The organism is Thermomonospora cellulosilytica (genome assembly GCF_014138835.1).
Lineage (GTDB): Bacteria > Actinomycetota > Actinomycetes > Streptosporangiales > Streptosporangiaceae > Thermomonospora > Thermomonospora amylolytica.
This window is the reverse complement of record NZ_JACJII010000001.1, coordinates 3,744,118-3,766,634: the sequence shown is the minus strand read 5'-3', so window position 1 is coordinate 3,766,634 and position 22,517 is coordinate 3,744,118. Positions and strand designations below refer to the sequence as shown.

Below are 22,517 nucleotides of genomic sequence, written 5' to 3'. Positions count from 1 at the left end.
CCTGCCCCCGGCCCCATCCAGCGGACGTCCGCCCGGCCGGGTGCGCGATGCCGGGCAACCGCAAAAGCGCGGGCACCGAAACCGCCGTCCCGCAGTGAACGCGTTCGCCCTTGTCATGTCCGTGGGCACCGGCTCGCGGTGGTCATGCGCTCGCATCGGCGTTCGTGCGGTGGCGGGAGCGGTTCCGAGCCGAGAGAGATGAGCGTTCCATGGAGTACTGGGAGAAACTGAGCCACGCCGTCAAGACCGGCACCTGGGATCAGGTGGCCCAGGTGGTGCGGAAGATGGACGGCGGGGAGCGGCATGCGGCGGCGCGGCGGCTGCCGAAGCTGCTCAAGGAGATGCGGGACGAGAACGAGTTCCGCTGGCTGGACCAGCAGCGGTCGCTCGCCCTGCTGGTGGCGGGGGCCGGGACCGTCGGCGGGGCGGCGGGAGCCGCGACCTGGGTGTGCCGCGCCGACCTGCGGACGTGGGTGCACGACGACGAGGCGGCGCGGATCGCGAGGACGATCGCGGAGCTGTCCGCCGACCGGGGGCCCGAGTGGCGGGCCGACTTCGTCCGGCGGGTCGTGGAGCGGATGGAGCGGCGGACCGACGCGCAGGCGCCGCTGTGGCACATCGTGGACCGGCTCGCCCGGGACGCGGGGGAAGAGCCTCCGGACGGGAACGCGTACGTGCTGGGCTGGCTCGAGCAGGGGCCGGACCCGAAGCGGCTCGGGAACGACCCGTTCCTGGACGTGCTGGTGCCCCGGTTGTTCGAGGTCGACGGGGTCGGGGAGCGGCTGCAGTGGGAGTGCAGCGCGCATCCCCGGGTGACGACCTGGCGGTCCACGCTGCTCCGGCTCACCGCGGAGGGACGGATCGAGCGCGAGACGCTGCTGGACGGCTGTCTGCGGCGGCTGCTGCGCGGCGGCCGGGACAACGCTCTCCGCTGGTTCGTGCACCTGCACGACCTGCTGGAGCCGACCCCCGCCGAGGCCGAACCGCGGCTGCGGGACCATCTGCGGCTGCTGCCGACCGCGCCCGGCCCGGTGGCCGAGATGGCGATGCGGCAGGTCCGGCGGATCGACGAGAACGGACGCCTGGACGAGGCGTCGTTCGCCGAGGCCGTCGACGCGCTGCTGTTCCGCCCGGAGAAGAAGCTGGTCCGCGCCGCCCTCGTCTGGCTGAACACGACCGCCCGCACGCACGACCGGGTCGACGCCACCCTGCGGGCCGTCACCGCGCTGTTCACCCACGACGATCTCGACCTGCGGGAACGCGCGGTGAAGGCGGCCGTCAGGCACGCCGCCCGGGCGAGCGGGGAGGCCCGCCGGGCCGTGCGCGACGCCGCCACCGAGCTTCCCGCGGACCTGCGCGCCCTCGTCGCCGGCGCCTGCGGTCCCGTCGAGGCGCCCGCCGCCGAGCCGCCGCCCGTCTCCGGGCCTCCGCCGTTCGTGCCCGCTCCCCGGCCCGTCCCGATCGGCTCCCCCGCCGAGCTGGCCGAGGAGCTCTCCGCCTGTCTGCGGCACAGGGATCCCGCACTGCCGGTGGTCGAACGGCTGATGGCGGCCCTGGTGGAGCACGTCCACCGCGATGCGGACACCACGCGCGAGGTGCTGACGCGGCTGGTCCCGGAACGGCTGCCCTGGGTGCGACCGCACCATCCCATCCGGTTCTCCGACGACCCGCTCGACTGGCTGGCCACCGGCCTCCAGATGGCCCTGTACCCGTCTCACCGTCCCGCCGATCCGACGGTGGCGGCGCGCTACTCCTTGCGTGAGGGCCGCGCGCCCTCCGGCCCCTCTCCCCTGCGCCGTTTCGCGATCTGGAGGATGCTCGTCGCCGCCCACTCCGTCGGGCTCGCCCCCACCCTGCTCGCGACGCCGACCGAGGCGAGCGGCCACATCGATCCCGGCACACTGGTCGCCCGGATGGAACTGCTGGAGGAGGCCGGCGCCGAGCCCGCCGAACCCGACCTCGCACAGGCACTGCTGCGGCTCCCCCGCGACACCGGCGCCGACGTGATCACCCGGGCGGAACGGCTGGTCTCCCCCGCGGGCAAGGCCCTGGCCGAACGGCTGGCCGCCGGGGCCTACGCCGACCCCGTCGTGACCTGCCGGGGCCACGTCCTCGACGACCGGTTCAACCAGTACCGCCCGGACCCGCGCTTCTTCTTCCTCGCCCGGGTGAGGCCGCAGGAGGAGACGGGCCACCCCCTCACGGACTGGATGCTCCGGCTGCCCGCCGCCGGCGACGACTGGGAGCATGTGCCGCCCGTCTCCTTCGGCAACGGCGACATCGCCTGGTGGCCGTCGCTGCTGCCCTCCCACCGTGAGGTCGCCGCCGCCCATATGCAGTTCCATCTGCAGGAATGGACCGACGAGAGCAGTGCCGGGCAGGGCGCGGCGCTGCTCGGGCTCGCCGAGGCGCACGGCCCCACCGGCCCCGCGACGGCGGCGGCCCTCGCCTACGGCCTCGGCTGTGCGGACCGGGCCGAACGCTCCGGTGCGGTCGACGCCCTGCTGGCGTTCAGCGGCCAGGGCGCATTGCCCGCCGCCGACCTGGGCGTCGTCATCGGCGCGGCCGGCGCCGCGGACCGCCTCAAGCTCAACCGGGTCGTGCAGGCCCTCACCGACGCCGTCCACGCTGGCGCGTACACCGACGTCTGGACAGTGATCCACGCGGCCCTCCCCGCCCTCCTGCCCGAGCCCGGCGAACGCGCCCCCGTGGGCCTGCCCGACCTGATCGCCCTGGGCACCCAGACCGCCGAGATCACCGGGCTCCGCACCCCGCTCCCCGAACTCGCCTCCGTGGCGGGCCGCGGCGGCTCCAGCCGCCTCGTCCGCGAGGCCGCCCGCCTCCACCGCCACCTCACCGGCGAAGGCCGGTGAACACCCTTGATCAACACGGTGCCCGGCCGGGACGGCAGGCCATGCCACAAGCCGACGGAACTCGATGGTCGGGTGGCCGGGTGAAGGCCGATGGGCGCCCGGGGCGGAGGAGATGAGGATCTCCGGGCGCGGATGACCGGGGTGGGCGAGGGTGTTGAGTAAGAAGGTCCGGTGAGGGAGGTCGAGCATGGGCGGGACGGTCGCGTTCGGGACGGTGGACACGCCGCTGGGGCGGATGCTCGTGGCCGTCAGTGAGACGGGGGTGCTGTCGGTGGACTTCCACGACAGCCCCGCCGCCCGGGCTCGCACGGTGGAACGGTCGGGGCTCGTTCCCGTGGAGGACCCGGGCCGTACCGCCGCGGCCACCGAACGGCTCGCCGCCTACTTCGCCGGAGAGTTGCGGGACTTCGCGCTGCCGATCGACTGGCGGCTCACCACGCGGGTGCAGCGCCAGGTCCTGACCGGCCTGTACGAGACGGTCCCGTACGGCAGCGTGGTGACCTACGGGCGGCTCGGCGAACGCAGCGGCACCAGCGTGCCCGCCCGGGCCATCGGGCAGGTCATGGGCGCCAACCCGATTCCCGTCATCGTCCCCTGCCACCGCGTCGTGGCGGGGAACGGGCTGGGCGGCTACAGCGGCGGCACCGGCCTGGACGTCAAACGCTGGCTCCTCACCCTCGAGGGAGCCCTGCCGCCCACCCTCGACTGGGACCCCGCCAAGGGTCCCTGAGCGGGCCCCCGCGGCGATCCCAGTGCCGGGCGGCGACCCGGACGGTCAGCGGTGGGCGTGCTCCCTGACCACCTGAACGTCCTTCTTCACCGACTCCATCGTGCGCGCCGGTGCGGCGGGCGTGGCCTTGCGCGTCTGCGCGCGTCCCATGAGCGCCAGGACCCCGGCGACCACCAGCAGCACCACCGTCACGATCAGCGCCGACAGCCAGGCCGGCATGACCGTGGCGAGGGCCAGAATGATCGTCGCCAGCAGCACGCCGACCGCGTACAGGCCGACGAGCGCGGCCGCCCCGAGCATCCCCGCGCCCTTGCCGGCGCGCTTGCCCTTCTCCGTCAGCTCCGCCTTGGCCAGCCGGATCTCCTGCTGGACCAGGTTGCGGACCTGGTCCGACAGGCGCTTGAGCAGTTCGGCCGTCGACCTGTCCTTGAGCGGTTCCGTCGCCGGCCTCTCGTCCACCAGCTTCGTTGCCACGGCTCACCTCCTCAGGATGCGCGCCGAGCCATACCCGCCCTTCCGGATTTATGCGTGTTGCTTGTGGGGGGGCGACCCCCCACACCCCCCGCGGCGGTCCGGGCATCCTCGCCGTCCCGTCCTGCGCTCGCCTGGGGGCTCGCTCCGGACGGGCCGGCTGCGGTGCCCGGACCGCTCAGGTGAACCGCCGCTCCGCTGGAGCTCCGCGGCGGTTCACCTGAGCTGCCGCGCTTCGGTTGCTGTGGAAGTTCTGGGGGCTCCGCCCCCAGACCCCCGGCTGGATTAGCGGGAGCTTCGGTGGGTGGAATGGCGGGAACTGCGGTGGGCGGATTGGTGGGAGCTTGGGGTGTGGCGGAGTGTGGTGGGGTGCTGGGCGGCGTCGTTTGGGGGGTGGGGGGGTGGGTATTGACGGGCGGCCGTCTGGAAAGGAGCGTTCATGGCGAGCGGGCAGCGGGATGTGATCGCGGTGCTGACCGAGGATCATCGGGAGGTGGCGCGGCTGTGCGCCGAGTTCGAGGGGCTTCCCGCCTCGGCGGCCGGGCGGCGGCGTGAGGTGGTCGACCAGGTGATCATCGAGCTGGCGCGGCATGCCGCGGTCGAGGAGGAGTACCTGTATCCGGCCGTGCGGCGGTACGTGCCCGACGGGGACGCGATCGCCGAGAAGGAGATCGCCGACCACGCCGCCATGGAACGGGCGATGAAGGAGCTGGAGGAGCTCGAGGTCGACGACGCCCGGTTCGACGAGGCGTTCGCGCGGCTGGCCCGTGAGGTGCGGATGCATGTGGCCGACGAGGAGGGCCGGCTGTTCCCGCAGCTGGAGGCCGCCTGCGACGAGGAGACCCGGATCCGGCTGGGCGCCCGGGTCGAACGCGCCAAGAAGTTCGCCCCGACCCGCCCGCATCCCGTCGCCCCCGACAAGCCGCCCCTCAACAAGCTGACCGACGCCGGAACGGGCCTGCTCGACCGCGCCCGCGACCTGATCAGCCGCCGCGGCAGGTAAGCCGGCCGTCCCGCACTCGTCCCCATCGGTCCCGGCGACACCGCACCTGACGGTCCGGCCCCTTCCTCCTCGACGTTCCGGGTGGGCGGGGGCCAGGGAGTCGGCGGGGTCAGGGGGTGGGCGGGAAGGTGTAGGTGACGCCGGTGAGGGTTTCGGAGATCTCCCAGAGGCGGCGGGCGGTTTCCGGATCGTTCGCCGCGGGGGGTGTGCGGACCTCGGTGGGGAGGCCGCGTTGCTGGAAGGGGCCGCGGGGGCCGTAGTAGGCGCCGCTGCGGGCCTCGGGAGCGGTGGCGGCGTAGAGGGTGGGGAGGGCGCCGATGCTGTCGGGCTGGGCGAAGATGCGGTTGCCCAGGGCGGCGAAGCGTTCGCCCAGGCGGTCGCCGGACATGCGGGGACCGGCGAGCTGGAGGTTGGTGGCGGCGTAGCCGGGATGGGCGGCCATGCTGGCGAGGGCGCCGGAGGCGCGGCGGTGCAGTTCGCCGGCGAACAGCAGGTTGGCCAGTTTGGACTGGGAGTACGCGCGCCAGCGGTGGTAGCGGCGTTCGCCGTGCAGGTCGTCGAAGTCGATGCGGCCCGGCCGGGCGAGCATGCTGGAGACGGTCACCACGCGCGGCGACGGGGCGGCCAGCAGCGCCGGGAGCAGCAGGCCGGTCAGGGCGTAGTGGCCCAGATGGTTGGTGCCGAACTGCATCTCGAAGCCGTCGGCGGTCGTCCGCCGCGGGACGGCCATGACGCCCGCGTTGTTGACCAGGATGTCCAGCGGCCGGCCGGCCTGCCCGTCGGCGAACGCCCGTACCGAGGACAGGTCCGCCAGGTCCAGGGATCCCAGCACCGCGGTGGCGTCCGGGACCTCGGCCTTCAGGCGCGCCAGGGCGGCCTCACCGCGTTCGGCGCTGCGGCAGGCGAGCACGACGGCCGCGCCGTGCCGTGCCAGCTCCAGCGCCGTCCGGTATCCGAGCCCGCTGTTGGCGCCGGTGACGATCGCCCGCCGCCCGGTCAGATCCGGGATGTCGCCGGCCCGCCAGCCGCCCATCGCCCGTCTCCCCCGGCCGCCGCCCGTCAGGCGGGCAGCGCCCGCTCGATCGCGGCGACCAGCGCGTCGTCGTCCGGCTCGGTCTGCGGCGCGAACCGCCCCACCACCGTGCCGTCCGGCCCGACCAGGAACTTCTCGAAGTTCCACCGGATGTCCCCGGTGTACCCCGAGGCGTCGGCCACGTCGACCAGCTCCCGGTACAGCGGATGCCGCCCCTCCCCGTTGACCTCGATCTTCTCGGTCATCGGGAAGGTCACCCCGTACGTCGTGGAGCAGAACTCGGCGATCTCCTCCGCCGTCCCCGGCTCCTGTCCGAGGAACTGGTTGCACGGCACCCCGAGCACCGTGAACCCCCGCCCCGAGTACCGCTCGTGCAGCTCCTCCAGCCCCTTGTACTGCGGCGTCAACCCGCACTTGGAGGCCACGTTCACCACGAGAACGGCCTTGCCGCGATACTGCCCGAGGTCGGCGGACCCACCCTGCAGGCTCTGAATCTCCACGTCGAACACCGACATGCCGCCGATCCTAGGAGATCCCCCCAAGATCCAAAAGAGCCCCCCGCGAAGACCGCACAATGCCGGATCGCGGACACCGCCGTCCCCGTGAGAGCCCTCCGCCCTCCAGAGGACCGCGACCCGACAGGACACCGACCGCGAAACCCGCCCCGAGCACGGAGCCCCGACAGCGCCCGCACCCGTCGCCGATTCCCCGACCAGCGAAAACGGCACCTTCACGGGAACACCGGCCCGCGCCGACGCCCTCGGATATCAGACAGCCCGAAACAACCGAAAACGATCGGCCCAAATCCCCTTCATCGGGAATGGACCAGACCGAACCCCCGTCCGAAAGTCGGGCGGGTGCCTGGGGGCGGAGCCCCCAGAACTTCCACATCAACGTGGGAGAACCCCACAGATGAACCGGAGCGGAGCTTCGGTTCATCTGAGGCGGTCGGACCACCGCAGCGGCAGGCCCCGAGCGAGCCGCCAGGCGAGCGCAGGGGCCTGACGCGAGGATGGTCCGATCCGCCCGCGGAGGGCGTGGGGGGGCGCCCCCCACAAGCAATCACGTCCCGATGGAGCTCACGAACTGTGACAGCGAGTTCCCGGCGTCACCCAGAGCGGAGATGGTGTTGTTGACCACGTCGGCCGCGGCCTGGGGGTCCGTCCACAGGTAGAAGATGACGAAGGCGATCGCCGCATAGCGGAGGTGCTTCTTGTTCATCCCGTCGCCGTCCCTTGTGTCGTGCAGTGGCACACCGACCCATGTCAGATGTGCCCATCCGCATGTGCCCGCAAAGAGACTGTAAGCCCTTCGTGCCGCGAGAGGTACGTGGTCAACGATCGAGTCGTACCTTACCCATCGGTCACCCTGCGATGATCGGCGACGATGAGATGGATCACATCAGGGCGAACCGGCGGATCCGGCGGCGGGACCCGTTCCGGGGCGACGAAACAGCCCCGCGCCTGCGTCAGGCACGGGGCTGGAGATCTGCACCACGCGATCAGGGGATCGCGCTGACGAAGGTGGACATCGACTCGGCGGCGTGGCCGAGCCCGCCCATCGCGTTCGACACCAGGTCGGCCGCGCCGTGCGGCCGGGTGATGATGTACCAGGCGGCGAAGGCCAGCCCGGTCACCTTGATCCACTTCTTGTTCATGGTCCCCCACTCTCCGTGCACATATATTCACGCACGGTGTTTCCGGGCGGTAGGGGGACATGCGCCAAGACGCGGCAAAGACCGCTCAGCGCACCGGGGCCAGATAGTCCAGGTAGACCGGGCGCAGCGCCTCGGCCAGCTCGCCCTCGCCGGCGTGCAGGAACTCGTTCACCAGCGCCGACACGTGCATCATGTCGGCGGTGCCCTGCTCGGGATGGCCCACGGCGGCCTCGGCCGCGGGGATGTCGCGCAGCAGCCGCCACAGGAAGCCCAGGTCGCCGCGGGCCAGCGCGAGCTTGATGGCCCGGTCGTGCAGTTCCCGGGTGGGCAGCCGATCCAGTTCCTCGTATTCGCTGACGTCGGCCATGCAGGCGATCTAACCGGCGTCGCGCCCGTTAACCATTCCGCAGGTCACCTGCGCACGACGCTGGAGGGGACCGGCTCGTCCTCGCGCAGGGCCTCGAAGAGAGCCTCGGACTTGGCCCTGTCCCAGCGGACGAACGACCCGGCCGCCGCGGAGCTGCCGAACCCGCCGACCGGGACGGTGGTGGTGACGCCGTCGCCGCCGCTGAGGCTGCGCATCGCCCACATCAGCCGCACCAGGTCCAGCAGGTGGTCGCCCTCGTCCACGGTGAAGTTGGAGGTGGAGTTCAGCGCCAGCGGGATGCTGCGGAACGGGTTGAACAGCACGCCCGGGCTGGTCGCCTTGTCCATCAGCGCGGCGAAGAACCTGCGCTGGTTCTGCACCCGTTCCAGGTCGCCGTTGGCGAACTTGCGGGTCCGCACGAAGCCGAGGGCCTCGGCGCCGCTGAGGGTCTGGCACCCGGGGCGCAGGTTCAGGCCCGCCTTGGGGTCGCGCAGCGGCTGCTTGAGGCACATGTCCACACCGCCGACCGCGTCCACCACGCCCACGAACCCGCCGAAGCCGATCTCGGCGTAGTGGTCGATGCGGATCCCGGTGGCCTGCTCCACGGTGCGCACCAGCAGCTTGGGCCCGCCGAACGCGTACGCGGCGTTCAGCTTGTTGGAGCCGTGCCCTGGGATCGCCACGAACGAGTCGCGGGGCAGGCTGACCAGGGTGGTGCCGCCGTCGCCGTAGTGCAGCAGCATCATCGAGTCGGTACGGCGGCCGGCCGCGTTGCCGGTGCGCAGCTTCCTGCGGTCGTCGGCGTCCAGGCCCTCGCGGCTGTCGGAGCCCACCACCAGCCAGTTGGTGCCCGGGGTGTCGGCGGGACGGCCCGAGTAGTCCGGCAGCGCGTCGATCCGGTTGAGCCGGGAGTCGAGGTAGAAGTAGCCGCCGACCACCAGGACCAGCACCGCGACCAGCAGCCACGCCACCACGCGCCCGGGACGGCGCCGGGGCGGGCGGGGACGTCGCGGTGCGGCGGCGGGCGGACGGCGGCGCGGCGGCGGCATCTCGTCGCCGTAGCCGGGCGGCGGAGGCGGCGGCGCGTCGTTGTAGCCGTACTGGCCCTGCCGCGCCACCGACGGGTCGAAGCCGTACGCCTCCCGGCCGTAACCGCGCGGCGCGTACGGGTCGTCCGCCGCGCCCTGAGGGGGCAGCCGCTCGGTCGGCGGCTCGACCCCGGGGTCGCGCCGCCCGCGTGTGCTCCAGGCCTCGTCCGTCATGCCCGACACGATATTCAAACCCGCACGTCCGCGCGTCCATCTCCGGCATGACAGGCAAGTGCGACCTCTCGGTGCGATGTGTGATACCTGCCACGGTTCTCCTCATCCCCGCAGGCACACTGAACCTGGGCGACAGGGGCGTACGAGGGGTGCGATGGGCGTGTGGCGACTGCTGCGGTCACGGCGGCGCGGGCGGAACGGCCCCGAGGCCCCGGCCGACCTCCCGGAACTGGTCGAGCTGAAGTGGTACGCCCGGCATGCGGAGATCGCCGAGACCGGGATGCGGACCGTGGCCCGCCGCCTGCCGGTGCTGATCGGGCAGGCGCTGCGGCTGGCCTGGCGGGCGGGCCCCGCCGACACCGTGGTGGTCGTCTCGTTCAACCTGGTGGCCGGGATGTTCACCGCGTTCGGGCTGCTGGCCACCACCGGGGTGCTGACCGCGCTGTTCGCCGCCGGGCCCACGCCGGAGCGGGTGCGGGCGGCGCTGCCGTCGCTGGCGCTGGTCGCCGTCGCGGCGGCGCTGCGGGCGGGCTTCCAGGCCGGTGCGGGCTGGGCGCAGTCCCGGCTGCGGCCCAAGGTGGACCGCATCATCGAGATGCGGCTGTACGAGCTGACCTCGGCCGTGGAACTGGCCGCCCTGGACGACTCCGACTTCCTGGACGACCTGCAGCGGGCCGACAGCCGGGGCTCGGCGGCGGCGGCGCGGGTGGTGGAGAGCACCGTGGACCTGCTCACCGCGGCGGTGGGGCTGCTGGCCGCCGCGGGGACGCTGGGCGTGCTGCACCCGCTGCTGCTGCCGTTGCTGCTGCTCACCGCCGTTCCGGAGGCGTGGGCGTCGGTGCGGTCGGCCAGGATGCGGTACCTGACGATCCTGGCGCTGGTGGGCGCGGCCCGGCGCAAGTGGATCCTGTCGGACCTGATGATCGACCGCGAGCACGCGCCGGAGATCCGGTCGTTCACGATGCGGGGCTTCCTGCTGCGGCAGTACGACACCGTCGCCGCCTACCAGCGGGACCTGGAACTGGATCTGGCGCGCCGGCAGACCGCCGCCCGGGTGGTCGGCGAGGCGCTGCAGGGGCTGGCGCTCGGCGCGGTGTACGTGACGCTGGGCCTGCTGCTGTGGCGGGGGACGGTGCCGCTGGCGGTGGCGGGCACGGCGGTGCTGGCCGTCCGCACCGGGCAGTCCGCCCTGGCCAACCTGGTGTTCGCGGTCAACTCCTGCTACGAGGAGGGCCTGTACTTCGGCGACTACGTGCGGTTCTGCGAGGAGGCCGAACGCCGCGTCCCGGCACGGCCCGAACCCGCCCGCCCCGTGCCGGTGCCGTTCCGGCGGATCACGGTCGAGAACGTCACCTTCACCTACCCCAAGGCGGACAAGCCGTCGCTGCAGGGCGTGTCCGTCGAGCTGCGGCAGGGCGAGGTGGTGGCGCTCGTCGGGGAGAACGGGTCCGGCAAGTCCACCCTCGCCAAGATCATCGCCGGTCTCTACACCCCCGACCAGGGACGGGTGTGCTGGGACGGCGTGCCGCTGGACGAGATGAACCCCGAGGACCTGTGGGAGCGCATCGCGGTGATCGCGCAGGACTACACCCACTGGCCGATGACCGCCCGGCACAACATCACCATGGGCCGCCCGACCGCCCCCGCGCCGGACGGCGGGGAGAGCCCGGCGGTGCTGGCGGCCGCCCGCCGCTCCGGCGCCGACGAGGTGGTCTCCGGCCTCGCCGACGGGTACGACACGCTGCTGGACCGCCGGTTCAAGGGCGGCGCGGAACTGTCCGGCGGGCAGTGGCAGCGGCTGGCGGCGGCGCGCGGGTTCTACCGGGAGGCGCCGCTGCTGGTCTGCGACGAGCCGAGCGCCGCGCTGGACGCCCGCGCCGAGCACGCGCTGTTCGAGCGGATCCGCGAGCACGCCGACGGCCGCACCGTGCTGCTGATCACCCACCGGCTGGCCAGCGTCCGCTACGCCGACCGGATCTACGTGCTGGAGCACGGCCAGGTCACCGAGCACGGCGACCACGACACCCTGATGGCGCTCGACGGCCTGTACGCCGACCTCTACACCCTCCAGTCCTCCGCTTATTCCTTGTAGGGGGGCGACCCCCTACAACCCCCGCACGCGGCCTGTCCCAAGTGGCTGTGGAAACTCTGGGGGCTCCGCCCCCAGACCCCCGGCTTCTCCAGGTTCTCCAAGTCCTGCGGGCAGGAGCCTTTACAGGTACGGGCCGGGGAACCTTCTACAGGTAGGAGCCGGGGAAGGGGGGTTCGCCGGGTTTGCGGGGCGGTAGGTCCTCGGGGCGCAGCAGGCGCACCTCGGCGGGGTCGGGTTCGCCGTCGCCGCTGGTGATCCGCTGTGCCTGCCGGGAGATGGCGGCGTCCAGCAGGTTGCGGATCAGCCGGGCGTTGCCGAACGAGGCGCCGCGCGGCTCGGCGGCCAGCCGGGCGCGCAGCTCCTCCACCACCCCGTCGGCCGGTGTGAAGCCGTTCTCGGCGGTCATGAACTCGAAGATCGACACCAGCTCGTCGTTGGTGTAGTCGGGGAAGTGCAGCACCTTGGGGAACCGGGAGTCCAGGCCCGGGTTGGAGCGCAGGAAGCGTTCCATCTCGGCCTCGTACCCGGCCACGATCACCACCAGGTCGGAGCGGTGCTCCTCCATCAGCTTGAGCAGCTCGGCGACCGCCTCGTGGCCGAAGTCGCCCTGGTCGTGCCCGGCCATGGTCAGCGAGTACGCCTCGTCGATGAACAGCACGCCGCCCAGCGCCCGCTCCACCGCCGCCCGCACCCGCGGCGCGGTCTGCCCGATGTACTCGGCGACCAGGTCGGCGCGGGACACCTCGACCAGATGCCCGGACGACAGCAGCCCCAGCTTGGCGTAGACGGCGGCGATCAGCCGGGCGATGGTGGTCTTGGCGGTGCCGGGGTTGCCGGTGAACACCATGTGCCGGGTCGGGGAGCCGATCGGGATCCCCGCGTCGCGGCGGATCCGTTCCGCCTTGGCCTCGGCGACCAGCAGGCCCACCTCGTGCTTGATGGTGTCCAGGCCGATCAGGCGGTCGATCTCGGTCAGCGGGTCGCCCTCGGCCGGCGAACCCGCCCAGGCCGCGCCCAGCGAGTCGGGCAGGTCCTCCAGCAGGATCTCCGCCAGCGACTCGCCGTCGTCGACCATCCCGTCGGCCAGCACCCGGCGGCCCTGCTGCGCCACCGCCCGGTCCAGCAGCCGCACCATCAGCCGGGCGTTGGCGAACCCCCGGTCGCGGGGCGCGGCCTGCACCAGGTCCCGCACCCGCGACTCCACCCCGGGCCCGAGGGTGAAGCCCTCGTCGGCGGCCTTGGCGGTGAACACCTCGACCAGCTCGTCGTCGGTCAGGTCGGGGAACCGCACCGTCTTGGGGAAGTGGGCGGCCAGCTCCTCGTGGGCGCGCAGCAGCCCGTTCAGCTCGGCCTCCGGGCCGGCCAGCACCACCACCAGCTCGTCGGGGTGCGCGGTCAGCGCGGCGGCCAGCGCGCCGACCGTCTCGCGCAGCCGGGCCGCGTCGGCGGCGCCGGGAGTGGCGGCCAGGGTGTGCGCGTCGTCGACGAACAGCACGCCGCCGAGGGCGTGCTCGACCGCCCGGCGCACCTTGGTGCCGCTCTCCCCGGTGAACTCCCCCACCAGGTCGGCGCGGTCCACCTCGACCAGGTGCCCGCCGGCCAGCACGCCCAGATCGGCGTAGATCCGGCCGAGGATCCGGGCGACCTTGGTCTTGCCGGTGCCGGGGTTGCCGGTGAACACCAGGTGCCGGGGCCGGGCGGCGACCGCCATTCCGGCCTCGCGGCGCAGCCGGGCCGCCTTGGCCTCCGCGGCCAGCGCGCTGACCTCCCGCTTGACCGGCTCGATCCCGGCGCAGGCGGCCAGCTCGGCCAGCGGGTCGGCGTCCGCCGTCCGGCCGGGGATGAGCCGCTGCGGCAGGTCGGCGGCGGTGACCTCGACGGGCGTCCCGCGCGCCGCCGCGCTGGCGGTGCACTGCTCGGCCAGGTGCTCCACCAGCCGGGCGCCGCGCAGGTTCAGCAGCGGCGGGGTACGGGTCAGCAGCACCCCGGCGGTGCGGGCGACCTCGCGGTCCACCGCCGCGCCCCGCGCGGTCACCGCGCGGCGGAACAGCTCGGCGTACTCCTCCTCGCCGAAGTCGCGGGTCCGGGTGACCTCGAACGACCGCAGCAGGGCCGGGTTGCCGTCGAACAGGCGTTCCTCGCCGCCCGGCCGGCACAGCGCCACCACGTCCAGCTCGGGGCTGCGGGCCATCAGCCGGCGCAGCTCCTCGGCCACCGCCGGGCCGCACCGCTCGTAGGTGAACAGCTTGTCCAGGTCGTCGACGACCATCATGGCGCGGGCCTCCAGGCACTCGCGCACCCTGGTCTGCAGCCACAGCACCGCGTCGCTCACCGGCAGGGTCGGGAAGACCTGGTCGGAGACCCAGAAGGTCTGCCGGACGGCGCCGCGTTCGACGAGGGCGCGCTCCATCTCGGCGACCGCCGTGCCCTTGCCGGTGCCCTCCGGCCCGGCGATCAGCAGCCGGACCGGCCGGCCGGCCGCCCGCGCGTCGATCGCCCGGCGGACCGCCTCGGCCAGCTCGGGCTGCCCCACGATCCCCTCGACGGCCCGGGCGCCCTCGTCGGCCTCCTCGGAGCCGGCGGCCTCCGGGGCGGCGGGCCGGGCGAACCGCTCCACCAGCGGGTTGGCGACCACCCGGCGCGGCGCGTACAGGCGGCGCAGGTCGGCCTGGAACGCCCGGACCGGCACCCGGGACCGCGGGGTGGTCGCGGTGTCCGGCAGGCCCTGCACGCAGCCGGTGACCCGGACCGCCATGTCCAGCCAGGCCCGGCAGGCGTCGGCCTCCCCGGCCACCAGGGCGCGGGCCAGCCAGGCGCGGATCTCGTGCTGCCAGGCCTCCACCGCGAAGTCCGCCCGCAGCGCCCGCAGCCGTTCGGCGACGTTGTCGTAGCGGCCGGTGCCCAGGGCCACCGCCAGCTCGGCGGGCGCGGCGGTCTGCCCGGCCTGCAGCAGCAGCCGGGCCAGCGCGGTGTCGGCCGGGTCGCCCTCCCCCACCGCGTCGGCCAGCCGCTGGTGCGCGGCGGCGAACCCGGCGCACGCCCACTCCAGGTAGCCCAGCGGTCCCGCCAGCTCCGGCAGCAGCGTCAGTTCCTCGTCGGTGACGTCGGCCGTCCACCGCTTCTCCAGCTCGCCCTGCGGGACGGTCAGGTCGAGCTCGCGGATCTCGGGGTCGGCGGCGCGGCGCTCGAACAGCGCCACCAGCGCCCGTCGGCGCGGCTCCAGCGGCTCCAGGCCCTCGAACACGTCCAGGCAGTCGCGGGCCAGCGCGTACATGACGGTGCGGCGCTCGCGGTCGTCACCGGCCGGTTCGGGCAGCCACAGCCCGGGGGGCCGCCAGCGCCCGCCCTGCGACAGCCAGGCCAGCGGGTCGCGCACCGCGGGCTCGGGCCGGGCCAGGAACGGCGACAGCAGCTCGTAGTCGATGTCGCCGCGCGAGCCCGCCCGGATCGCCGCCGCCCCCAGCAGGAAGGTCAGCAGGGACCACAGCTCGGCGCCGGCCGCGGTGGTGCCGGGGCCGTAGAAGTCGCTGAGGGACCGCTTGAGCGTCTCGACCCGGGGGTCGCCGTTCAGCGCGGCCGCCCGGTCGGCCAGTTCCTCGTACAGCCCGTCGGGCACCCGCCAGGGCCCGTGGGAGTACACGTCGAGGACGGGTTCGTCGGTCAGCAGCAGTTCCAGATGCTCCGGCAGCCGTGGCGGGCTCACGCTCGTCGTCCATTCTCGGTACGGGATGGGGGTCACGGACCACGTAGATTCGCGAGCCACCCTACGTGAGATGTGTCTTGGCCGAGCCGCGCCGAAGCGCTCTATGCTCGTCATCGACGTGAGCGAGCTTCCCGACTTCGACGACGGATCGTTGCGAATAGAGCGCACGGTCCGCCCGTTCGGGCTGTCCCTGGCCGGGGAGATCGACGATCTGACCTATCCCGCGCTGGTGTCGGCGCTCGATCGGCTGGCCGCCGAGCCGGAGTACGGCGATCTGCATCTGGACCTGTCCCGGGTCGGGTTCTGCGACTTGGCGGGCCTGCGCGCGATGGTCGGCCTGGCCGAACGGCTGGAGGCGGGCCGCCGGGTGGTGCTGCACGCCCCCGCCCCGCCGCTGCGCACCGTGCTGCACGTCGTCGGCTGGGACGACGTGCGCGGACTGGTGGTGGAGGGGTGATCCCCCACAGGGACGACCCCGTGCCGGGGGCGGACGCGGGACGACGGGCGGCCGGCGGAGCCGGCGTCTCGGCGGACATCGCCGAGGACATCGCCGCGGCCGTCGAGGCGGGCGCGGAGATGCTGCAGGAGGTCTGCGACCGGGCGCTGGAGGAACTGGGCGGCACGGTGCCGCCGACCCAGTTGCGGGCGCTGCTCATCGTGGACCGCCACCACCGGCTGAACCTGGGCGCGCTGGCGCACGAGATGCGCGCCTCCAACTCGGCCACCAGCCGGCTGTGCGACCGGCTGCAGGCGTCCGGGCTGATCGTGCGGGAGTCGGCGGCGCGGGACCGCCGCGAGGTGGTGATCTCGCTCAGCGACGCGGGCCGGCGGCTGGTGGACTGGGCCCGCGGGCGGCGGCGCCGTGAGCTGGCCCGGATCGTCGACGGGATGAGCCCGGCCGGCCGCGAGGCGCTGCTGGACGGGCTGGCCGCCTTCCGGGCCGCGCTCGACGGCTCGACATGACCGTCTCTTTAACCACATCACCGGACAAAGACGACCCGCCCTGTTGGCAGTGCCCCGGGGGTCCGGGATAGTTGATGCATGGAAACAACCGCCGGGTGTCCGCGGCGGTTGGTCGCTTCTACCGGGAGGAGGAATCCCCCGTGCGGCAACTGACTGTCACCACCCGCGGGCGAGAGGGCTGCGCCGTCGTCACCCTGCGGGGCGAACTCGATATCGCCAGCGCCGACGAGCTGCGCCGCGGCCTGCAGGCCGCCCGCCGCGCCCACGGCGACCACCTGATCCTCGACCTCGACGAACTGGAGTTCATGGACTCCCACGGACTCTCGGTGATCATCAACTGCCACAAGGCGGTCACCGCCGGGCAGGGCAGCCTGGCGCTGACCGGCGCCCGCCCGATCGTCCGGCGCACCCTGCAGATCACCGGGCTGGACCGCCGGCTGACCCTGTACGACACCGTCGAGCAGGCCGCCGCCTCCCTCCGCCACCCGGCGGACGCCCCGGCCCCCTGACCCGTCCCCCGACCCCGGACGCCCGCGTCCCGCCCGCCGCGCCGGGACGGGGCGGGGGCGTCCGGCCCTCAGTGCTCCTCAGCGCCGCACCGGCCTCACAGCGGCAGCGGGTCGGGCCGCTTGGGCGGGCGGCCGTCGCCGCTGGACCGCCCCTGGATCCGCCGCTGCACCCAGGGCAGGAAGTAGGTCCGGGCCCAGTACAGATCCTCACGGCGCTGCTCGCGCCAGTCCCGTACGGCCGCCGCCGGCGGCCACGGCTCGCGCCAGTCCCCCTCCGCCGGGACGCCGAGCCGCTCGCACACCAGCAGCGCCAGCCTCCGGTGCCCCTCCGGCGACAGGTGCAGCCGGTCCTCGTGCCAGGCCCGCGGGTCGTACAGCACGCTGCGCGGCCACAGGTCCACCAGCAGGCAGCCGCGCCGGTCGGCGATGGCCCGCAGGTGCATGTTGTAGGTGGCGGCCTTGCCGCGGATCCGGCGGCCCGAGCGCAGCCCGCTGGGGTCGAAACCGGTGAAGATCACCACCTGGGCGCCGGTGCCGCGCAGCCGCCGCACCGCCTCGTCGAACATCACCGCCAGCGCGTCCGGGTCCGCGCCCGGGCGGAGCATGTCGTTGCCGCCCCCGCAGAACGTCACCAGGTCGGGCCGCAGCTCCACGGCCCGCGGGACCTGGTCGGCCACGATCTGGTGCAGCAGCTTGCCGCGCACGGCCAGGTTGGCGTACCGCAGCCCGGGGCGGTGCGCCGCGATGTGCTCGGCCAGCCGGTCGGCCCAGCCGCGGAACCGGTCAGGGTCGACGGGGTCGGGGTCCTGGAGCCCCTCGGTGAAGCTGTCGCCGATCGCCACGTACGTGTCGATCCCGCCGATGCCCGGCGGTGTCGTGCTCGCATCACTGGTCACGTCAGCACATGGTGCAACAGGGACAAATGCCTACGCGACCGTAACCGCGGCGGCCGGGATCAGGTCCAGCCGGGACCCGCGCCGACCGCCGGTCCGGTCGAGTGCACCTGCAGGGCGTGCTGCACCAGCACGATCAGCGCCTGCTTGGTGGACTCCCGGCTGCGGGCGTCCACCTGCACGATCGGGATGCCGGGGCCGATCGTCAGCGCCTCGCGGATCTCCTCGTTGGTGTGCGGGAACTCACCGTGGAAGCCGTTGACCCCCACGATGTACGGCAGGCCCGACTCCTCGAAGTAGTCCAGCGCGGCGAAGCAGTCCGACAGCCGCCGGGTGTCGACCAGCACCACCGCGCCGATCGCCCCGCGCACCAGGTCGTCCCACATGAACCAGAACCGGTGCTGGCCCGGGGTGCCGAACAGGTAGAGGATCAGGTCGCTCTCCAGCGTGACCCGGCCGAAGTCCATGGCCACCGTGGTGGTGGTCTTGTCCGGCACCGCGGTCAGGTCGTCGATCCCGGCACTGGCGGCGGTCATCACCGCCTCGGTGGTCAGCGGCTGGATCTCCGAGACCGAACCGACGAAGGTGGTCTTGCCCACCCCGAACCCCCCGCCGACCACGATCTTGACCGAGGTCATGGCGGGGCCCTCCCCGCCCGGGAGCGGCAGGCCGGCGTCAGAGCTTTCGTAGACCACTGAGCACCCTTTCAAGCAAACGGACATCGGGCTGCGCGTCGGCCGGGCGCGACTGGTGCAGGCGCAGCAGCCCCTCGTGCGCCATGTCGGCGATCACCACACGGGCCACCCCGAGCGGCAGGCGCAGCAGGGCGGAGACCTCCGCCACCGACCGCCAGGAACGGCACAGGTCCATGATCGCCCGGTACTCCGGGGTCAGCGTGGTCACGTCCCTGGGGGGGTACGGCGCCGCCGACACCAGCGCCTCGATCGCCAGGTCGTAGCGGGGCCGGGTGCGCCCGCCGGTCACGGTGTAGGGGCGCACCAGCGAACGCCGGTCGCCGTGGGCGGGCTGGGCATGGTCGCCCGCCCACCCGGGATCGCCGGATCGCCCCGGGCCGGCGGGTCCGCCGCCGCCCGGTCCGGCACCGAAATGCTGCCTGCCGTGGTCCACCACGGTGCCTTCCGTCGGAGCCTGTCAGGTCTTCGGTCGCCGGGTCACCCGCGGGGCGGCCCGGCCCCCAGTTCGGTGCGCAGCGCCGGGGTCAGCACCCGGCCGACGCGCTCCACCAGCAGGGTCATCTCGTACGCCACCAGCCCCAGGTCGCAGTCCGGCGCGGCGAGCACCGCGAAGACCGCCCCGGAACGGATGGCCATCACGAACAGCAGCCCCCGTTCCATCTCCACCACGGTCTGGCTGACGCCGCCCGCGTCGAACAGCTGGGCCGCCCCCTGGGTCATGCTGGTCAGCCCCGCGGCGATCGCCGACAGCTGGTCGGCGCGCTCGGGCGGGAACCCGTCGGAGTAGGCCAGCGGAAGCCCGTCGGAGGACACCACGACGGCGTGCGCGGCCTTGGGCACCCGCTCCACGAAGTTGGTCACCAGCCAGTTGAGATCCTGCCGGCTCACGCGGATCCTCCCCTCTCTGTGTCGCCCTGTGCAGGCCCGGATCCACCGGGACCCGGCGGAATGATCTCATCGGAGCCGCCCGGCGGCGGCTCCAGCCCGGAACGGGCCTCCGACCGGCCTCGGCGGACCCCGCGCTGCAGGCTGGAGAACCGGTCGCGGACCACGTCGGCGGGCTTGTGCGGCGGCGCGGGCCGCGCCGGCCCGGCGGCGGGCTGCTGCGGCGCCGCCAGCGTCTGCCGGGCCTGCCGCACCGCGCCCGGCACCCGGTTGCGCCCGGGCACCCGCTTGGGCAGCCCGGCCTTGGTGACGCCGCCCGCGGCCGGCTCGCGCACCGCCTCGGCGGCCTGCCACCCGGCGTCGCCGGGCGACTGCCAGCGGCGCTCCTGTTCCCGGGCGGAGCCGGCGGAGCGGCGCTGGAACCACTCCGACTCCATCGCGTCGAAGATCGGCGAGCGCTCGGCGGCCGGGGCGGGCGCGGCGGGCGCCGGATCCTCGGCCGCGCCCCACGACACGCCCGGCTCGGCGGGCGGCCGCTGCGGGCCGGTCGGCGGGCCCCCGGCGTGCGCCGCGGGCGCGGGCCCGGACGGCGGTCCCGGCGGCGGGACGGACTCGGGGGGCGGGAAGCCCGGCAGGCGCGCGGCCAGCGTGGGCTCTCCGATCGGCGGCTGCTGCGGTCCGGTGTCCGACACGATGGGCTGCGGTCCCGTCTTGTCGTCCGGCATCCGGTGGCGCGGCCCGGGCGCGGGCTCGCGGCCGGAGGCCGGGGGCGGCGGCGCGCCCACCACGGGCTGGGCGCCGGTGTTGCCGGTGGGCCGCGACGGCGGGGACGGGTCCCCGACGGCCGGCAGCGGCCCGGAGTCCCGCAGCTGCGGCTGCGGCCCGGTGCCGAAGCCGTCGCGGCGGGACGGCCGGCCCGTGCCCGTCGTGGGGAGCGGGCCGGTGGAGTCGGTGGCCACCCCGGCGGCGACCGGGGTGGGCGTCCAGGCGGCGCTGGCGGCCGGGACGTCGGCGGCCGGATCGGCCGGGGCGATCCCGGCAGGCGCCTCGCCGCGGGCGATCACGGCGGCCGGCAGCAGCACGAACGCGGTGATGCCGCCGGACAGCGCGGGCCGCAGCTCGACCCGGATGCCGTGCCGCTGGGCCAGCCGGCCGACCACGAACAGGCCCATGCGGCGGGCCGCGGAGAAGTCGATGACCGGCGGGTTGGCCAGCCGCCAGTTGGCCTGCTCCAGCTCGTCCGGCGGGATCCCGACCCCGTTGTCGGTGATCTGCAGCATCGCCCCGCCGCCGGACAGCAGATGGCCGGAGACTGTGACCTTGGTGTGCTGCGGGGAGAACACGGTGGCGTTCTCCACCAGCTCGGCCACCAGGTGGACCAGGTCGTTGACCGCCTGGCCGGTGACCGACACCTCGCCCTGCACCCGCAGCGTGACCCGCTCGTACTGCTCGACCTCCGACAGCGAGGCGCGCACGATGTCGATCAGCGGGACCGGCTGGTTCCACCGGCGCACCTGCTCCTGGCCGCCGAGGACCAGCAGGTTCTCGCAGTTGCGGCGCATGCGGGTGGCCAGGTGGTCCAGCCGGAACAGGCTGGCCAGCTGCTCGGCGTCCTGCTCGCCCTGCTCCAGCTCGTCGATCAGGCGCAGCTGGCGCTCGATCAGCGACTGCATCCGGCGGGACAGGTTGACGAACATCGCGTTGACGTTGCCGCGCAGCACGGCCTCGTCGGCGGCCAGCCGCACCGCCTCCCGGTGCACCTCGTCGAACGCCCGGGCGACCTCGCCGATCTCGTCGGTGGTGTGGATGTCGATCGGCTCGACCTCGATCCCGCCGGCCGCGGCCTGCGGGTCGCGCAGCCGTTCCACCAGGCCGGGCAGCCGGGTGCCGGCGACCTGCAGGGCGCTCTCGCGCAGCCGCTGCAGCGGGCGCACCAGCGAGCGCGCCATCAGCGAGGTGACCAGCAGCGCCAGCAGCACGATCAGCGCGGTGACCGCGGCGTCGGCCAGGGCCGCCATGCGCGCCGCCGACCGCTGGTCGCGGGCGCGGTCCAGCAGCTGGTCGCCGAGCCTGCGCTCGGCCACCCGCATCTGGTCGATCATCGCGGTCAGCGCGGCGCCCAGCGTCGTGGCCCCGCTCCGGGTGGCCAGGTGCTGGGGCAGCCGGCCCCCGCGGGACTGGGCGGAGGCGATGGCCTGCTGGCGCATCTCCCGGGCCCGGTCGATCTGCGCGCCGACGACGGTGTCGTCGTACATCTGGCGCTGTTCCAGCGATCCGGCCTGGCGGAAGACGGCCAGCTCGCTGTCCTCGCGGGCGCGCGCGCCCAGCAGCGCCGCCAGCTCGTCGCTGGACAGCCGGCCGGGCCTGGCGCCGATCGCCAGCAGCGCGCGCTGCTGGGACACCTGCTCCTTGGCCCGGCCCACGGCGGCGATGGCGCGGCTGGTCTCGGCCAGCCGCTCGTCGGCCACGTCCTGGGCGACCCCGTCGACGACGCCGATCAGCTCGTCGATGGACTCGGAGTACTTCTCCAGCACGGTGAACACCGGCACGCGGGTCTCGGTCGCGATGGAGCGCAGCGACCGCACCCCCTCCAGCCGGTTCAGCACCCGGCGCGCGTCGGCGGACGCCTCGGCGGAGAACGAGCCGTCCACGCCCAGCGCGGTCTCGCGGACCTGGGCGATCACCGCGTCCACCTTGGCGTACTGGGCGCGCAGTCCCTGCAGCCGCTGCTCGGAGCGGCCGTCGACGATGTAGCCCACCGTGTGGTCGCGCTCGGTGGAGAACTCCTGCACCAGGGCGGTGACCCCGTTGGCGAGCCGTGCCATGTGCTCCACCCGGCCGTAGGCCTCCGCGCTGGCGACCGAGCCGGAGATCCGCAGCCCGCCGAGCACCAGCACGGCAATGGTCGGGATCAGCACCAGGACGGCCAGCCGGCGGCGGACCCGCCAGTTGCGCAGGCGCAGCCCGCGACCGCGTGCGGGCGGCTCCGGCACGGCCCCCGCGTCCCCGGACCGGGGTGCCTGGTCCGCACCTGTCTCGATCGATTGCATCCGGCGTTAACACCCTCCCGCTCACATGCCGTATCGGCAGAAGAGGGACCACCCCGGGGGCGTAGGCGCAGCGTCTTTCTGCCTTCCAGCGCGTGACATTGGAGCACATCCCCGACGGGCCCCGCAAAGATTGCGAGAACCCGGCGGACCCGACGATCCCCTCTAAAGCACTTTCCGCCTGAATGTCCGATTATTTGCACCCACCCGATCACGGTACGTGAACATCGATCAATGATCGTCACCTGCCGTGACGACAAACTCACCCAGGCGTGACAAAACACACAATGACCAGGAAGAACTGCCGGGAAGATTGGCCAATTGGCCATCCGTT

20 protein-coding genes are annotated in these 22,517 nt (G+C 73.7%); 7 read left to right on the top strand and 13 right to left on the bottom strand.

Translation table 11 applies throughout. The annotated features are described in order from the left end of the window. Nucleotides 1-209: 209 nt before the first annotated feature. Together HNR21_RS17780 and HNR21_RS17775 are read left to right on the top strand one after the other, a co-directional pair. A complete protein-coding gene (locus HNR21_RS17780; protein ID WP_182706067.1) occupies nucleotides 210-2,873 on the top strand; it encodes a DUF6493 family protein in 2,664 nt (887 codons plus the stop codon). 187 nt (nucleotides 2,874-3,060) lie between these two features. Next, the gene (locus HNR21_RS17775; RefSeq protein ID WP_182706066.1) at nucleotides 3,061-3,603 is read left to right on the top strand and encodes a methylated-DNA--[protein]-cysteine S-methyltransferase; all 543 of its coding nucleotides are present in this window, start codon (nucleotides 3,061-3,063) and stop codon (nucleotides 3,601-3,603) included. A 45-nt stretch (nucleotides 3,604-3,648) separates the two neighbouring features. Here the strand turns inward: HNR21_RS17775 and HNR21_RS17770 are convergent, their stop codons facing one another. Further along, nucleotides 3,649-4,077 carry a phage holin family protein gene (locus tag HNR21_RS17770; RefSeq protein WP_119731118.1) on the bottom strand — a complete coding sequence of 143 codons (429 nt, stop codon included), beginning with the start codon at nucleotides 4,075-4,077 and terminating at the stop codon, nucleotides 3,649-3,651. Between the two features lie 436 nt (nucleotides 4,078-4,513). Between HNR21_RS17770 and HNR21_RS17765 the strand changes: the two genes are divergently transcribed. Further along, nucleotides 4,514-5,077 carry a hemerythrin domain-containing protein gene (locus HNR21_RS17765; protein WP_119731119.1) on the top strand — a complete coding sequence of 188 codons (564 nt, stop codon included), beginning with the start codon at nucleotides 4,514-4,516 and terminating at the stop codon, nucleotides 5,075-5,077. A 109-nt stretch (nucleotides 5,078-5,186) separates the two neighbouring features. Here HNR21_RS17765 and HNR21_RS17760 read toward each other — a convergent pair whose 3' ends face one another. From HNR21_RS17760 to HNR21_RS36640, 6 genes are all read right to left on the bottom strand, one after another. Continuing rightward, nucleotides 5,187-6,110, bottom strand: coding sequence for an oxidoreductase (locus HNR21_RS17760; RefSeq protein ID WP_182706065.1), 924 nt, complete (start codon nucleotides 6,108-6,110; stop codon nucleotides 5,187-5,189). A 26-nt stretch (nucleotides 6,111-6,136) separates the two neighbouring features. Next, complete coding sequence (locus HNR21_RS17755) at nucleotides 6,137-6,625, bottom strand: glutathione peroxidase (RefSeq protein ID WP_119731121.1); 489 nt, start codon at nucleotides 6,623-6,625, stop codon at nucleotides 6,137-6,139. A gap of 547 nt (nucleotides 6,626-7,172) precedes the next feature. Next, the gene (locus HNR21_RS17750) at nucleotides 7,173-7,331 is read right to left on the bottom strand and encodes a hypothetical protein (RefSeq protein WP_182706064.1); all 159 of its coding nucleotides are present in this window, start codon (nucleotides 7,329-7,331) and stop codon (nucleotides 7,173-7,175) included. Nucleotides 7,332-7,611: 280 nt separating this feature from the next. Further along, the gene (locus tag HNR21_RS17745) at nucleotides 7,612-7,767 is read right to left on the bottom strand and encodes a hypothetical protein (protein WP_182706063.1); all 156 of its coding nucleotides are present in this window, start codon (nucleotides 7,765-7,767) and stop codon (nucleotides 7,612-7,614) included. A gap of 85 nt (nucleotides 7,768-7,852) precedes the next feature. Next, the gene (locus tag HNR21_RS17740; RefSeq protein WP_119731122.1) at nucleotides 7,853-8,134 is read right to left on the bottom strand and encodes a hypothetical protein; all 282 of its coding nucleotides are present in this window, start codon (nucleotides 8,132-8,134) and stop codon (nucleotides 7,853-7,855) included. A gap of 44 nt (nucleotides 8,135-8,178) precedes the next feature. Continuing rightward, on the bottom strand, nucleotides 8,179-9,183 hold the full coding sequence (locus HNR21_RS36640) for an LCP family protein (RefSeq protein WP_182708699.1): 1,005 nt from the start codon (nucleotides 9,181-9,183) through the stop codon (nucleotides 8,179-8,181). Nucleotides 9,184-9,550: 367 nt separating this feature from the next. Here HNR21_RS36640 and HNR21_RS17730 point away from each other — a divergent pair, with 367 nt between their 5' ends. Continuing rightward, nucleotides 9,551-11,488 (top strand): ABC transporter ATP-binding protein, encoded by a 1,938-nt coding sequence (locus HNR21_RS17730; RefSeq protein WP_182706062.1) that lies wholly within the window; start codon nucleotides 9,551-9,553, stop codon nucleotides 11,486-11,488. 145 nt (nucleotides 11,489-11,633) lie between these two features. Here HNR21_RS17730 and HNR21_RS36395 read toward each other — a convergent pair whose 3' ends face one another. Beyond that, nucleotides 11,634-15,191 carry an AAA family ATPase gene (locus HNR21_RS36395; protein ID WP_182706061.1) on the bottom strand — a complete coding sequence of 1,186 codons (3,558 nt, stop codon included), beginning with the start codon at nucleotides 15,189-15,191 and terminating at the stop codon, nucleotides 11,634-11,636. Between the two features lie 118 nt (nucleotides 15,192-15,309). Between HNR21_RS36395 and HNR21_RS17720 the strand changes: the two genes are divergently transcribed. The 3 genes from HNR21_RS17720 (at nucleotide 15,310) to HNR21_RS17710 (ending at nucleotide 16,663) form a co-directional block, all read left to right on the top strand. Next, nucleotides 15,310-15,648, top strand: coding sequence for an STAS domain-containing protein (locus HNR21_RS17720; RefSeq protein WP_157996081.1), 339 nt, complete (start codon nucleotides 15,310-15,312; stop codon nucleotides 15,646-15,648). Continuing rightward, nucleotides 15,645-16,154 carry a MarR family winged helix-turn-helix transcriptional regulator gene (locus HNR21_RS17715; RefSeq protein ID WP_182706060.1) on the top strand — a complete coding sequence of 170 codons (510 nt, stop codon included), beginning with the start codon at nucleotides 15,645-15,647 and terminating at the stop codon, nucleotides 16,152-16,154. Before HNR21_RS17720 ends, HNR21_RS17715 begins: the two co-directional genes overlap by 4 nt. Before the next feature lie 140 nt (nucleotides 16,155-16,294). Then, the gene (locus HNR21_RS17710; RefSeq protein WP_182706059.1) at nucleotides 16,295-16,663 is read left to right on the top strand and encodes an anti-sigma factor antagonist; all 369 of its coding nucleotides are present in this window, start codon (nucleotides 16,295-16,297) and stop codon (nucleotides 16,661-16,663) included. Nucleotides 16,664-16,758: 95 nt separating this feature from the next. Here the strand turns inward: HNR21_RS17710 and HNR21_RS17705 are convergent, their stop codons facing one another. From HNR21_RS17705 to HNR21_RS17685, 5 genes are read right to left on the bottom strand one after another with little or no spacing between them, the layout of a single operon-like run. Next, nucleotides 16,759-17,559 carry an SGNH/GDSL hydrolase family protein gene (locus HNR21_RS17705; RefSeq protein ID WP_312881076.1) on the bottom strand — a complete coding sequence of 267 codons (801 nt, stop codon included), beginning with the start codon at nucleotides 17,557-17,559 and terminating at the stop codon, nucleotides 16,759-16,761. Nucleotides 17,560-17,618: 59 nt separating this feature from the next. Then, nucleotides 17,619-18,194: a GTP-binding protein gene (locus tag HNR21_RS17700; RefSeq protein WP_119731128.1), complete on the bottom strand. Its 576-nt coding sequence runs from the start codon at nucleotides 18,192-18,194 to the stop codon at nucleotides 17,619-17,621. A gap of 37 nt (nucleotides 18,195-18,231) precedes the next feature. Next, the gene (locus HNR21_RS17695) at nucleotides 18,232-18,687 is read right to left on the bottom strand and encodes a DUF742 domain-containing protein (protein ID WP_119731129.1); all 456 of its coding nucleotides are present in this window, start codon (nucleotides 18,685-18,687) and stop codon (nucleotides 18,232-18,234) included. A 41-nt stretch (nucleotides 18,688-18,728) separates the two neighbouring features. After that, nucleotides 18,729-19,139, bottom strand: coding sequence for a roadblock/LC7 domain-containing protein (locus HNR21_RS17690; RefSeq protein ID WP_119731130.1), 411 nt, complete (start codon nucleotides 19,137-19,139; stop codon nucleotides 18,729-18,731). Further along, nucleotides 19,136-22,129 (bottom strand): sensor histidine kinase, encoded by a 2,994-nt coding sequence (locus HNR21_RS17685; protein WP_182706058.1) that lies wholly within the window; start codon nucleotides 22,127-22,129, stop codon nucleotides 19,136-19,138. Before HNR21_RS17685 ends, HNR21_RS17690 begins: the two co-directional genes overlap by 4 nt. Nucleotides 22,130-22,517: the final 388 nt, after the last annotated feature.

Bases quoted from the DNA above. Each gene is read 5' to 3' on its own strand.
- HNR21_RS17780 (WP_182706067.1), top strand. From the start codon at position 210: ATGGAGTACTGGGAGAAACTGAGCCACGCCGTCAAGACCGGCACCTGG.
- HNR21_RS17775 (WP_182706066.1), top strand. From the start codon at position 3,061: ATGGGCGGGACGGTCGCGTTCGGGACGGTGGACACGCCGCTGGGGCGG.
- HNR21_RS17765 (WP_119731119.1), top strand. From the start codon at position 4,514: ATGGCGAGCGGGCAGCGGGATGTGATCGCGGTGCTGACCGAGGATCAT.
- HNR21_RS17760 (WP_182706065.1), bottom strand. From the start codon at position 6,110: ATGGGCGGCTGGCGGGCCGGCGACATCCCGGATCTGACCGGGCGGCGG.
- HNR21_RS17755 (WP_119731121.1), bottom strand. From the start codon at position 6,625: ATGTCGGTGTTCGACGTGGAGATTCAGAGCCTGCAGGGTGGGTCCGCC.
- HNR21_RS17750 (WP_182706064.1), bottom strand. From the start codon at position 7,331: ATGAACAAGAAGCACCTCCGCTATGCGGCGATCGCCTTCGTCATCTTC.
- HNR21_RS17745 (WP_182706063.1), bottom strand. From the start codon at position 7,767: ATGAACAAGAAGTGGATCAAGGTGACCGGGCTGGCCTTCGCCGCCTGG.
- HNR21_RS17740 (WP_119731122.1), bottom strand. From the start codon at position 8,134: ATGGCCGACGTCAGCGAATACGAGGAACTGGATCGGCTGCCCACCCGG.
- HNR21_RS36640 (WP_182708699.1), bottom strand. From the start codon at position 9,183: ATGCCGCCGCCGCGCCGCCGTCCGCCCGCCGCCGCACCGCGACGTCCC.
- HNR21_RS17730 (WP_182706062.1), top strand. From the start codon at position 9,551: ATGGGCGTGTGGCGACTGCTGCGGTCACGGCGGCGCGGGCGGAACGGC.
- HNR21_RS17700 (WP_119731128.1), bottom strand. From the start codon at position 18,194: ATGACCTCGGTCAAGATCGTGGTCGGCGGGGGGTTCGGGGTGGGCAAG.